We start from the raw sequence: 13,605 nt of genomic DNA, 5'->3' as shown, positions 1-13,605 counted from the left end.
CTACCTTGTGAATATAACAGATAGAAGTGGCTGGTTAAACGCTTGTAAAAAATGGTTAGACCGTTGTATCTCGGTTTAGGACGCGGAAACGCGTCCGTTCCGAGGTGCGTACGACGCCGTGGGTCTTACCGGTTGAGCTGAACCTTGTTCAGCTTCTGGCGGCTCGGACCCATGCCACCGAACGGCTCGATGTCGACGGTGTCGTACCAGAACGTCTCGTCCTTGCGGTTGTAGATGTTGAGCATCGCAACGTCCTCCCAGTTCGCCTCCTCGATGGCGACGTAGGCGTCGTTGCGGACCTGCTGAGCCTCGTCGGTCGGGGCCGGGTTGTTGACGACTTCCTGGTAGGCGTCGGTGGCCTTCTGGTAGGCGTCGCCGTTGTCGGCCGTCCAGTTGACGTACGAGATGGGACCCGTCTGCGACGTGTCCGTCTGCGGCGGGTTCAGCAGCTGGAGGAAGTTGTCCGGTGCTGGCCAGTCAGCAATCCAGCCGAGGGTGTACGCCTCGAGCTGACCGTTGCGGCCGCGCTCGAGGAGCGTCGAGAAGTCGGCCTTCTGGATCTTCATGTTGACGTGAGCCGACGCGAGCTGGTCGCGCAGGATCTTCGCCATCTCCTCCCACGTGTCGGAGTTGTACTGGGTCCACTGGACCTCGAACTTGTTGTTCGGGCCGTAGCCAGCTTCTTCCATGACCTCCTTGGCCTTCTGGATGTTCGTCTCGGCGACACCGTACGGGTAGTCGGACTCGATTTTGTCCTTCGCGGCCTGCGCGCCACCTGGGTAGATGGTCGGCGGCGTGAAGACGTACGCCGGGGAACCGCGACCCTTGAACACTTCTTCGACCATCAGGTCCTGGTTCAGGACGTATGCGAACGCCTGGCGAACCGGCTTCGGGACCTTGTTCATGTTGAAGCCGACGTAGAAAATCGACAGGGTCGGAACGCCGACGTAGTTGACGGTCTTGCCGTTGCGGAGCGGGCCGTACTGACCGATTTCACGGCCGAACTCGTCGGTCGTCTCCACCTGGACCTTTCCGGGGTCGTACTGGGCGGTGGGCATACCGAAGTAGTCCGCGTTCTCGTTCATCGCGTAGTTGTAGCGGGCCGTGTCGTCCTCGATGACCTGCCAGCGGACGTTGTCGACCTTCGCGACGTCGCCGTAGTAGTCGTCGTACTTGGTGACGGCCGCGGCGGTACCCTTCTCCCAGAAGGCGAACTCGAACGGACCGGAGCCGATGGGGTTCTTGCTGGCGAACTCCGTGTACTCCATTTCGCCCTCGTAGTCGCCAACGTCGCCGACGATGCCTTCCGGCAGGGCGGCGAACGAGGTGTAAGCGAACATCTCGAGGGTGCTGTGGAACGGCTCGTCGAGAGTGACGACGAGTTCGGTCTCACTCGGAGCTTCGATGCTGAGCGAACCGGGGCTGTAGTTCCCTTCGCTGTCCGTCTCGTGCTGGACGCCGATGGAGTCGAGGATGAAGTAGGCGCGGCGGCTGTTCTCCGAGGACGCGAGGCGTTCCCACGCGTAGGCGAAGTCAGACGCTTTGACCTTTCGACCGTCGTGGTACGTGGCGTCTTCGAGCTGGAACGTGTACGTCTTGAAGTCGTCAGAGACGGTGTAGTCCGCAGCGAGTTCGTTCTCGACGGTCGGAAGTCCGTCCGGATAGGACATCAGGCAGTCAAAGACCTGCTGAATGATGATACCGGACGACGTGTCCGTCGCCGCGACGGGGTCGAGCGTCGTGACCGTCCCCGAGAGGATACGATTGAAGACGGACCCGGACAGCTCCTGACCGCCGTCTTCATCGGTCGGCTGCTCGGTGGTGTCCTCGCCACCAGTGTCGTCGGTCGTTGTGGTCTCTTCATCATCACCGCCACCGGTACAACCGGCGAGAGCAGCGGCCGTAGCGGCCCCACCCGTTGCCTTCAGGAAACGGCGACGCGAGAGTTTGTTAGTGTCTGGCATTCGGACAACTCTTTCCATCCCTCGTGGATAAACTTACCGTATTCGATTTGTTTGATATGGTGGGGAATAGAGAGGGTGTAGTTACCCACCCAAACGGCGAAAACTGCCGCGAGAACTGCCGGAACTGTCGTCTTGGATTTTAAACTAGTTTTTGTGACGACAGAATCGCTGGACCGTGCTGACGTACGACACTGCCGTTTCGGTCAACTTATATAGGGGTGACACTATGTATCATACATGACGCCGGATGCGACGGCTTCCGTCGACGACTCAGGCGCCGAGGTTATGGCCTCGGTGGATCGTACTCAGACGGGCCAGCGTCTTATTATCGCGGACATCTCCCGCGACGACGCGTGGCTCGCGGCCGACGTAGCCGACGCACTCGCACTCGACAACTGGCGATAATCGCTCCGGCGGCCCGGAATCGCAGGAAGACCATTCACATTTTAGTCCGACTCGTGCGTGACCCTGTAGTATGAACGCTCGAGCGGTGACGGTGAGCGAGGAGTACCTCGCGAGCCTCGAACACGGGGCAGACTGGCGCGAGGAAATAGAGGAGTTCTGCGCCAGAAAGGACATCGACTCCGCGTGGTTCAACGCGATGGGTGCCGTCCAGGACGCCGAAATCTGGTTCTACGACCAGGACACCCAGGAGTACCAGTCCGTCACGTTCGACGAACCGCTCGAAGTCGCCGCGTGTGTGGGGAACGTCGCACTCCTCGACGGCGAACCGTTCGCACACACCCACGCCGTTCTCTCTCGTCCGAGCGGTCAGACGTTGGCAGGACATCTCAACGCGGGGACCGTCTTCGCGGGCGAACTGTACCTCCGTGCGTTCGAAGAACCGCTCGAACGCGAACACGACGACGTAACCGACCTCGACCTCTGGTTGTAAACCGTGCGCGAAGAGGAAAAACGGTACTTCGGACGCATCGAAGACCGACTCGACGAGGCGTTCGAGGTCGCAAGAGCCGCAAAGAAACAGGGTCACGACCCGAAGCAGGATGTCGAAATCCCGGTCGCCAAGGACATGGCCGACCGCGTCGAGAACATCCTCGGTATCGAGGGTGTCGCAGAGCGTGTCCGCGAACTCGAAGGGCAGATGTCACGCGAAGAGGCCGCCCTCGAACTCGTGACCGACTTCGTCGATGGTAACGTCGGTGACTACGACTCCCGCGAGGGCAAGGTCGAGGGTGCGGTTCGAACCGCCGTTGCCCTCCTCACCGAGGGTGTGGTCGCTGCACCAATCGAGGGAATCGACCGCGTCGAGATTCTCGAAAACGACGACGGAACAGAGTTCGTCAACGTCTACTACGCCGGACCGATTCGCTCCGCAGGCGGGACCGCACAGGCACTGTCGGTGCTCGTTGCCGACTACGCCCGGTCGCTGCTCGGCATTGACGAGTACAAGGGCCGAGACGACGAAATCGAGCGCTACGTCGAGGAAATCAACCTCTACGACAAGGAAACCGGGCTTCAGTACTCGCCGAAGGACAAAGAGACCCGCTTTATCGCCACGAACATGCCCATCATGCTTGACGGCGAGGCGACGGGCGACGAGGAAGTCTCCGGGTACCGCGACCTCGAACGCGTCGATACCAACTCCGCGCGCGGTGGCATGTGTCTCGTCATGGCCGAGGGTATCGCGCTCAAGGCCCCGAAGATTCAGCGCTACACTCGTCAACTCGACGAAGTCGAGTGGCCGTGGTTGCAAGACCTCATCGACGGGACCATCGGCAAGGACGACGGAAAGGGAGACGAGAGCGAGGCCGAAGACGAAGCCGAGAGCGACGACGGAGGCGACGAGGAGGCCGACGCCGAAGAAGACGACACCCCCGACGAGGCTGCGGGACCACCACGCGTCGAACCCGCGACAAAGTTCCTCCGCGACCTCATCGCCGGGCGTCCGGTCTTCGGTCACCCCTCGGCACCCGGTGGATTCCGACTTCGCTACGGCCGCGCCCGAAACCACGGATTCGCGACGGCTGGTGTCCACCCCGCAACCATGCACATCGTGGACGACTTCATCGCCACCGGAACCCAGATTAAGACCGAACGTCCCGGGAAGGCGGGCGGTGTCGTCCCTGTCGATTCTATCGAGGGGCCGACGGTCAGACTCGCCAACGGCGACGTTCGCCGCATCGACGACCCAGCGGAAGCCGAGGAACTGCAAAACGGGGTCGAGAAAATCATCGACCTCGGTGAATATCTCGTCAACTTCGGCGAGTTCGTCGAGAACAACCACCCACTCGCACCAGCCTCCTACGTCTTCGAGTGGTGGATTCAGGACTTCGAAGCGACCGAGGCCAACGTACAGGCACTGCGAGACGACCCAACTGTTTCACTCGAAGACCCGACTGTCGAGGAGGCGCTTGCATGGGCCGACGAGTACGACGCCCCGCTGCACCCGAAATTCACCTACCTCTGGCACGACATCTCGGTCGAACAGTACGACGTCCTCGCCGATGCCGTCGCAGCGGGCGAGATTGTCGCCGCCGAAGCAGATGGTGGGCATGCAAACGGCACGCGCCGCGGTGGTGGCCGTGCCGACGGCGGCGGCATCGCCGTTGAACCCGAAGATGGAAACGAAGGAACGCTCCTCGTCGAGAACACGCCCGAAATCCGGGAGATGCTCGAAAATCTCCTCGTCGAACACCGGCAGACTGACGAGAAACTTCGCATCCCTATCTGGCGACCACTCGCTCGGACGCTCGGCCTCGCCGACGACCGGGAGCGTACGTGGTCTCTTGATGACCTTTCGGCGCGCGCCCGCGAGTGGGACGACGGCGACAACGCCATCGAGGCGGTCAACGAAACCACCCCGTACGAGGTCCGCGAGCGCGCCCCGACGCGAATCGGCGGTCGGATGGGTCGCCCCGAGAAGTCTGAACGCCGCGACCTTTCGCCCGCGGTTCACACGCTCTTTCCCATCGGTGAGGCGGGAGGGAGCCAACGCGACGTTGGCGACGCCGCACAGACGTTCGGCGACTCGGGCAAGCGCGGCGAAATCTCCGTGCGACTCGGCAAGCGAAAGTGCCCTGATTGCGGGACATTCGGGTTCAAACCGAAGTGTTCCAACTGCGGCGGCCACACGAACCCCCACTACGAGTGTGACGACTGCGGGACGGTCATCCACCCCGACGAATCGGGCCGTGTCTACTGTGACCGCTGTGAGTGGGATGTCGAGAGCGCCGAGTGGCAGACTATCGACCTGAACACCGAATATCGAGACGCGCTCGAATCAGTGGGCGAACGCGAGTCCTCCTTCGAGATTCTCAAAGGCGTCAAAGGGCTCACCTCCTCGAACAAGACGCCCGAACCCATCGAGAAGGGTATTCTCCGGGCGAAACACGACGTCTCCTCGTTCAAAGACGGGACCGTCCGCTACGACATGACCGACCTTCCGGTCACGGCGGTCCGCCCCGAAGAACTCGACGTGACGGCCGACCACTTCCGCGAACTCGGCTACGAGACCGATATCGACGGCGAGCCCCTCCGGTTCGACGACCAACTGGTCGAACTCAAAGTCCAAGATATCGTCCTCTCGAAGGGCGCGGCGAAGCACATGATGCAGACTGCGAACTTCGTCGACGACCTCTTAGCGCAGTTCTACGGTCTCGAACCGTTCTACAAGATGGAAGAACGAGACGACCTCATCGGCGAACTCGTCTTCGGGATGGCTCCCCACACCTCCGCGGCAGTCGTCGGCAGAGTTGTCGGGTTCACGACGGCAGCGGTCGGATACGCACATCCGTACTTCCACGCCGCGAAACGCCGGAATTGCTTCCACCCCGAAACCAAGGTCTGGTACCGAGACGAGGACGACGAGTGGCACTTCGGGGATGTTCTGACACTGGTCGAAGAACGCCTCGCCGACCCAGAGACGGACGATTTCGGGACGCTGGTCCAAGAACTCGATGGCGACGTGCTCGTTCCCTCTCTCACCCGAGAGGGAGAAGAGACGCTCAAGCCGGTCGAAGCAGTCTCCAAACACGTTGCTCCAGACCAACTCGTCCGGGTCGAGACTCGTGCCGGGCGAGAACTCACGGTCACGCCCGACCACACGATGATTCGAGCCAGTGGTGGCGGCTTCGAACGGGTCTCCGCGCACAAACTCGACGAAGGAGACTCTCTTCCGTCGCCGACGCCGCCCGCTGTCGAGGCTGAACAGGGATCGGTCGAAGAAGACAGTCCTGCCCTCGTTGACGGCGGTGAGACGTGGCTTGACGAAGTCGTCTCTGTCGAATACATAGAAAGCGATGTCGACCACACGTATTCGTTGACCGTCGCTGAGACGAACTCCCTCGTCGCCAACGACCTGCACGTCGGGCAATGCGATGGTGACGAAGACTGTGTCATGCTCCTCATGGACGGTCTTCTCAACTTCTCGAGGGAATACCTCCCGGACAAGCGAGGGGGAAGTGTCGCAGAAGACTCACGACTTGTCGCGGTTGGCCCCGACGGCGAAGTCCACTTCACCACGTTCGGGGACTTTTGGGACCGACTCGACAGCCCCGTCGAGTACGACGGGAAGTTCAGGAAGCGAACGTGCTTCTCGGAGGGGTGGAAAACGTACGCGTTCGACGAGAACCACGAGGCGTCGCTGAAACCGATCGAGAAGGCGATTCGATACGAGGCTGACGAGGACGAACAGTTACTGCGAATCGAAACGCAGTTCGGCCGGTCGCTCGACATCACCGAGCATCACAGCCTCTTTCGGTACGACGACGGTATCGAAGAGGTAGCCGGTGCCGACCTCTCAGAGGGCGACTTGATACTCGCGCCGCGGACGCTCGATATCGAGCCGAAACGAACGACAATCGATGTCGCTGACTGCGTCGACGACCCGTACGTGTTCATCGACGAGACCGTCTCGTCGTACCTGACCGCTACGTGGGAGAACGCCGAGTGGGGGAGCGAGACGAGAGCGGCGTTTGACGGGGGGCTGTCATACCGCCTTTCGAAGGACAAGGCCGCCCTCGAAACGCTCGACGCGATTGCTGCCGCGTCGGGTTCGGAACCCGAGTGGAACCCCACAATCGGGCTGCGGGGGTCGTCTACGGGTATCGACCGCCACATCGACATTGACGAGTCGTTCGCGTGGCTCCTCGGAATGTTCGTCGCCGAGGGGTCGTTGTCGGGGTCGCGTCCGACGATTTACAACTCCGACGAGGCACTCGTCGAACAGGTCGTCGCGGCGAGCGAAAACTCGCTCGGCGCCGAACCCGCCGTTCGCTGGTCGAACAAGGCGTACGAAGTCGCGTTTCCGGCGGTCTTCCGTGAGGTCCTGTACGACCTCGGATTCGAGGACCGGGGGGACTACAATTCGAGCGAGAAGGTAATCCCTGACTGTATCCTTCGTAGCCCGGACGAGGTTGCGTTGTCGTTCCTCCGTGGATTCATCGCGGGAGACGGCAGCGAAACGGGCAACGAGAACTACACGTCTGTCGCCTTCTACACGACGAGCGACGACGTGAAAGACGGGATCGTCTTTTTGCTTCATCGATTCGGTCTCGTCGCAAACGTCTCCAGACGGGAACGAGACTCGTCGAGGCAGCCGATATACACTGTGACGGTCTCGGGTGGGACGGACGACAACCCGCTGCAGCGACTCTTGGACGGTGAACGGCCGTACCTCCCGAAGAGCCTCGTCGTGTCGGTTCCGGACGCGTTGCTGGAGATTCGAGAGATGGACTTCCCCGGCGTGAAACAGGTAATTCCGAAGTACCTGAAGCGGCGCGACAACGTCTCTCTCGAAAAACTTCGCGCCATAGTCACGGAGCTCTCGTCGATGGACCTCCCGAACGAGGCTGACCGGAAACTGGACGAACTCCGGTCACTCACTGAGGGCGACCTCTCGTACCTTCGCGTTCAGAACGTCGAGCGAGTCGACTACGATGGGTATCTGTACGACTTACAGGTGGGCGGAGAGCCGGTGTTCACCGCGAACTGGTTGTACGCGCACAACTCGATGGACGCGCCGCTCGTGATGTCCTCGCGCATCGACCCCTCGGAAATCGACGACGAGGCCCACAACATGGACATCGTCCGGCAGTATCCGCGGGAGTTCTACGAGGCGACCCGCCGGATGGAAGACCCCGACGACTGGGAGGACGAGGTCACCATCGCCGAGGAGTACCTCGGCACCGACCGCGAATACATGGGGTTCGACCACACCCACGACACGACGGACATCGCCGCCGGACCGGACCTCTCTGCGTACAAGACGCTCGGGTCGATGATGGACAAGATGGACGCGCAACTCTTCCTCGCGCGGAAGCTCCGCTCGGTGGACGAAACCGACGTGGCAGAGCGCGTCATCGAGTATCACTTCCTGCCGGACCTCATCGGGAATCTCCGCGCGTTCTCCCGACAGGAGACGCGGTGTCTCGACTGCGGCGAGAAGTACCGTCGGATGCCGCTTACGGGTGAGTGCCGTGAGTGCGACGGTCGGGTGAACCTCACCGTCCACCAGGGCTCCGTGAACAAGTACATGGACACCGCGATTCAGGTCGCAGAGGAGTTCGACTGCCGCGACTACACCAAACAGCGCCTCGAAGTGCTCGAAAAGAGCCTCGAATCCATCTTCGAGAACGACAAGAACAAACAGTCCGGTATCGCGGACTTCATGTAGAATCTCGACGCTGCGGGCTTTTCCTCCATGTTTTCAAGCGAGTGGCGTGCCACCGCGCAGAAAAAGTAGATGAAGACGACCCACTCGCGCAGCAAAAGTGGTGGTAGCCACAGATACGACTTCGAAAACACCCACTGGTATCTGGTCGTAAACCCACGTTTCTGGGGTGTAGGTGACCATATCTGTCGCCTGCCGCTAACGTCGTACGCTCTAATCCGACCTTGTACACTACTCTAGTTATGTGTCCGGCACGCGCGTGTGACCGCGTGCGGCGTCGATCACATATAATCCCGGGACGCCACCGTTTTCCCCCACCGTCACCCGCCTGACGGCATGACACATTCTGACAATCGTGTATAATAGATTGTTAGATTAATCCAGACTCAAGTGAATTTTCTTCAGCAATATTTTGCCTTCAACAAACTTATGACGATATCTAGCCGACTATTTTGTGGAATGGCAAAATCGACTCACTGGCCGACAGTAGCCGACTTCCCCGACCCAGTGACGGCGGACCACGTCACGTACAATCCGTCGTTTGCAGACCTCCGCGACTACTCTGCACACCTCGAGACGACCACTGACTACGAGTCCCCATCGTACGTCAGTTCGTATCGGTCTCGGAGCGCCGACCGGACCGCAAACGCTGTCGACGATTCGTTCGACGCCGACGACCTCGGCGTCTTCGAGCGCGGTATCGAGTGGGTCTCTGACCCCTCGAACGACGTACTCTGTGTCGACCGCATCGTCGGTCGCCACAAGGAAGTTTCGGCTGTCTGCCGACTGTTCCTGCCGAAGGAGTACGGCCGTATCGCACTCGCATGGGCGAAACTCCTCGAAGAACCCGAAGACGGTGTCGAACCGGACTTCGTCACTGTCCAGCTTCCCGATGCTACCGACGAGCCGTGTATCCGTATCCTTCCCGAAGAGGGACTCACCACGGTACTCGGCAGCGACTACACCGGTGAGGCCAAAAAGTCGTTCCTGCGACTGTTCATGCTCCGTGCGAAACAGGCCGGTGGGCTCGGACTGCACGCTGGGAGCAAGCGAGTCACGCTCGACGCGGACGACGGCCGCCGCGAGGTCGGACAGCTCTTTTTGGGGCTGTCGGGAACCGGCAAGTCGACGCTGACCAGTCACGGTCTCTGGTTAGACGAACCGGAGGACGCGGAGATGCTTCAGGACGACGTCTGCGCACTGCTTCCTTCGGGGACCGTTGCCGGCAGTGAAGGCGGTGGCCTCTATATCAAGACACTCGGTCTCGACGCCGACGAACAACCTGAACTCCACGGGGCGGCGACCGACGACAGTGCCGTTCTCGAAAACGTCGCCGTCGACGACGACGGAAGCGTCCACTTCGACGAACCGCGCCACGGGCGGAACGCGCGCGCGGTGATTCGACGCGACCACCTCGAAAGTTCGGCGGACGACATCGACCTCGAACAGGTCGACCAGGTGTTTTTCATCACGCGCAACCCGCTGATGCCACCGATTGCGAAACTCGACGAGTCGCAGGCGGCGGTCGCGTTCATGCTCGGTGAGTCTGTCGAGACGAGCGCCGGCGACCCCTCGCGTATCGGTGAACCGATTCGGGTCGTGGGAACCAACCCCTTCATCGTCGGGTCGGAGGGGCAAGAGGGCAACCGCTTCCGTGACCTCATCGACGACCTCAACGTCGACTGTTACGTCATCAACACCGGTGCCGTCGGTACCGACGACCCAGTCGATGTCGGCGTCGAAGAGACCATCGCCATTCTCGAAGGTGTCGCCCGTAGCAGTATCCAGTGGACCCACGACGACACGCTCGGACTGACCGTCCCGGCGGACGTTCCCGGTATCGACATCGAGCAGTTCGCGGTTGCCGACCACGTCGAAGACTTCGCTGAGGCACGCAGTGACCTCCGCGCCGAGCGTACGTCCTACCTCGAACAGTTCTCGGACCTCGACGACGACATCGTAGACGCGACGTACTGACTCGCTACGCTGGACGCGACTTCACCGCTGACTTTTCTATACCCGAGACGCTCCGTCGGCACTCCGTGTTCGATGGCACCTTTCTGGCTGCCTTTTAATTCTATATCGCGGCATTCGATTTATCACTTATAACAAGGGTGCTGTCGCGGTCACAGCGAGTGGTCCGGCGGCCGTTCGAATTTAGGTCATTGCATGGCCAATGTGAACACATGGCCACCGAAACAGAGCCAACTGTCGGGATGACAGTCTACGCGGAGGACGGAAGCAAAATTGGCACTATCCGCGGCTTCGACGAGGACGGCTTCTTCGTCACGACTCGCGAGGGTATCGCGGAGATGTCCATCGAACACGAGCGCGCGGGTCACGAGTTCGGCGAGGCGGAGTTGATGTGGCGGTGCAGCGAGTGCGGCGAGATGGGTACCATCGACAACTTACCCGACACGTGTCCCAACTGCGGTACTGAACGGGAGAACATCTACTACTGGACCGAAGATTGAGACGCGCGGCCTGCAGACTCCTCGATTTTTATCGCCCGACGTGTACGTCCAGCCATGCGTATCCTCGTCTTCGGCGCGGGCAGTCTCGGGACGCTCGTCGGTGGACTCCTCGCATCGGTCCACGACGTGACGCTCGTCGCCCGCGACCCCCACGCCTCGCAAGTCGCCGAGGCCGGCCTCGACGTGGTCGGCGCTGAATCTCGACACGTCTCCCCGGACGCGACAACGGCCCAGACGGGCCACGATGCGGACCTCGCGCTCGTAACCGTCAAGTCGTTCGACACGGCCGCTGCTGCCGAGTCGCTTTCCGAGTGCGATGTCGATGCCGTCCTCTCACTGCAAAACGGGCTGACCGAGGAGGTTCTCGAATCGACCCTCGACGTGCCGGTCCTCGCTGGAACCGCGACATACGGCGCGCGCCTCGCCGACCCGGGTCGTGTGGAGTGTACCGGAATCGGTCGCGTCGTTCTCGGCGCACTCGACGGCGGAACGTCTCCGCTGGCCGAGCGAGTTGGGAAGGCGTTCCGCGACGCGGATATCAACACGCTCGTCGCCTCGGACATGCCACGCCGTCGCTGGGAGAAACTCGCCGTCAACGCGGGCATCAACGCCGTCACCGCGCTCGCACGGGTCGAAAACGGCGCGCTCGCCAGCGACGAGGCGTACGACGTTGCCCACCGCGCCGCCCGTGAGACCGCCCGAGTCGCCCGATTGGAGGGTGTCAGCTTACCCAATCGAGTGGCACGCGCGGCCATCGACCGGGTCGTCGAGAAGACCGCCGCGAACCGCTCGTCGATGTTGCAGGACGTAGACGGGGGCAAGCGAACCGAGGTCGACGCCATCAACGGGGCTGTGGTCGATACCGCCGCACACCACAACTTCGAGGTGCCGACGAACCGGACGCTCACGGCGCTCTTGCGGGCCTGGGAACGGGGAGAAGGGCTTCGGTAGGTGCGTGGGAAGCCGTCTATTCGAGGTAGCCGAGGTCGCGCAGGCGCTCTTGTGCCTCGTCGTCCATCTGGTCGACCGAATCGTCCGACACGTCAGTATCCAGTGCGTCAGTCCACGCGCCGCCGATTGCGTCTTCGAACTCCGCGAGTGCGGCCTCAGTCTCGCGTATTGCTTCGTCGTCCGAGTCGGCGAGGTTCTCTAACTCGTCGGGGTCGGTGTCGAGGCGGTAGGCCTCGTCTTCGATGCGGTCGATACGGGTGTATTTGGCGTCGACACGCCGCGCGGACCGCATGCGCGAGTAGAAGCGAGTGTTCTCGCCGAGGACGATGTTCGCGCTCGCGGCCTTCTCCTCTAACTGCTTGAGTTCGACCACGGGACGCGAGTACTCGACGAACGCGTACTCGCCGTCGCGGAGTTGGCCGGGGTCGTCGTTCGTCGCCTTGGCGAAGTCGCGGTAGTCCGCCGAGAGGAGCGACCGCGTCCGGTCGAGCGCGACAGCTTCGTCGCCCGGACTCGCGGGTTTGCCGCCCTCGACACCGAGCGAGTCGAGAACCGTGTGATAGAGGTCCACTAGTTCGACCTGTTCCTCGCGTCGGTCCGTCCCAAGTTTCGGGTGCTTGACGATGAGCGGGACGTTGATGAGCGGGTCGTAGAGACAGAATTCGTGGCCGTAGAGGCCGTGTTCGCCGTGGAGTTCGCCGTGGTCGGCACAGACGACGACCATGGTGTCGTCCCACTGGCCGGTTTCTTTCAAGTGGTCGAAAAGGCGGGTGAGTTGGTCGTCGATGTGGGCGATTTCGGCGTCGTAGAGGCCGCGGATGTCCTCCCACTCGTCGTCGTCGATTTCGTAGGCACCGGCGTTGTACTCCTTGGAATTCTGGCACACCTCCGAGGAATCGACGCCCGGCGCGAACTCCTCGACGTACTCCTTCGGCGGGTGATACGGGAGGTGTGCGTCCATCAGGTTGATGAAGGCGAAGAACTCGTCGGAGTCGTCGATGAAGTCGATAGTCTGGTCGATAACAGTGGGCGTCTTCGAGTCGGCACCCTCGCCGCCTGCGAGGTACTCGTGGGCCGTGTTGCCGAGGCTGACGAGTTTGTCGGCGAGCGCGCGGAGGGTGTCGCTGTCGTTCATCGTCTTCCAGGCCTTCGCCAGCGGGCCGGAGAGGAAGTCGCCCGGCATGACTTCGAAGAAGTTGTCCTGGTCGTCGAATCCGTCAGTCAGGTGTGTGTAGGGCGTAATCCAGGCGTTCGAGGAGTAACAGGCGGTGTCGTACCCGGCGGCCGAGAGCGTCTCGGCGAGGGTCGTCGCGCCTTCGAGGTAGGGATTTTCCTGGTCGGCACCGTGTTGGCTCGGATACATCCCGGTAAACAAAGACGCGTGGACTGGTAGCGTCCACGGCGCGGGCGCGACGGCCTGTTCGAAGACGGTCGCCTCCTCGGCGAACTGCTCGAGTCCCGGCGTCGTCGGTCGGTCGTACCCGTACGGGGTCAGGTGGTCCTTTCGGACCGTGTCCATGACGACGAAGAGGACGTTCTCGGGCGACTCGGCGGTCATACCCCACGGTGGGGCGTAGTCGCCGAT

The 13,605-nt window shown here is 61.6% G+C and carries 7 protein-coding genes; 5 read left to right on the top strand and 2 right to left on the bottom strand.

Annotation, left to right across the window (positions count from 1 at the left end):
- Positions 1-125: 125 nt before the first annotated feature.
- Positions 126-1,964, bottom strand: coding sequence for an ABC transporter substrate-binding protein (locus ACH9L7_RS12855; protein WP_396611092.1), 1,839 nt, complete (start codon positions 1,962-1,964; stop codon positions 126-128).
- 475 nt (positions 1,965-2,439) lie between these two features.
- Here ACH9L7_RS12855 and ACH9L7_RS12850 point away from each other — a divergent pair, with 475 nt between their 5' ends.
- The 5 genes from ACH9L7_RS12850 to ACH9L7_RS12830 all read left to right on the top strand — a co-directional run bounded on the left by ACH9L7_RS12850 (position 2,440) and on the right by ACH9L7_RS12830 (position 12,020).
- Positions 2,440-2,859, top strand: coding sequence for a PPC domain-containing DNA-binding protein (locus tag ACH9L7_RS12850; RefSeq protein ID WP_396611091.1), 420 nt, complete (start codon positions 2,440-2,442; stop codon positions 2,857-2,859).
- A 3-nt stretch (positions 2,860-2,862) separates the two neighbouring features.
- Complete coding sequence (locus ACH9L7_RS12845; RefSeq protein ID WP_396611090.1) at positions 2,863-8,598, top strand: DNA polymerase II large subunit; 5,736 nt, start codon at positions 2,863-2,865, stop codon at positions 8,596-8,598.
- 456 nt (positions 8,599-9,054) lie between these two features.
- The gene (locus ACH9L7_RS12840; protein WP_396611089.1) at positions 9,055-10,572 is read left to right on the top strand and encodes a phosphoenolpyruvate carboxykinase (ATP); all 1,518 of its coding nucleotides are present in this window, start codon (positions 9,055-9,057) and stop codon (positions 10,570-10,572) included.
- Between the two features lie 209 nt (positions 10,573-10,781).
- On the top strand, positions 10,782-11,069 hold the full coding sequence (locus tag ACH9L7_RS12835; protein ID WP_396611088.1) for a rubredoxin-like domain-containing protein: 288 nt from the start codon (positions 10,782-10,784) through the stop codon (positions 11,067-11,069).
- A gap of 54 nt (positions 11,070-11,123) precedes the next feature.
- Positions 11,124-12,020 (top strand): ketopantoate reductase family protein, encoded by an 897-nt coding sequence (locus ACH9L7_RS12830; protein WP_396611087.1) that lies wholly within the window; start codon positions 11,124-11,126, stop codon positions 12,018-12,020.
- Positions 12,021-12,036: 16 nt separating this feature from the next.
- Here the strand turns inward: ACH9L7_RS12830 and ACH9L7_RS12825 are convergent, their stop codons facing one another.
- Positions 12,037-13,578: a sulfatase gene (locus tag ACH9L7_RS12825; RefSeq protein WP_396611086.1), complete on the bottom strand. Its 1,542-nt coding sequence runs from the start codon at positions 13,576-13,578 to the stop codon at positions 12,037-12,039.
- Between the last annotated feature and the right edge of the window lie 27 nt (positions 13,579-13,605).

It is taken from the genome of Haloferax sp. S1W (assembly GCF_044593955.1).
Taxonomy (GTDB): Archaea; Halobacteriota; Halobacteria; order Halobacteriales; family Haloferacaceae; genus Haloferax.
Note: the sequence above shows the minus strand (reverse complement) of the source record. Positions and strands in the feature narration are given on the sequence as shown.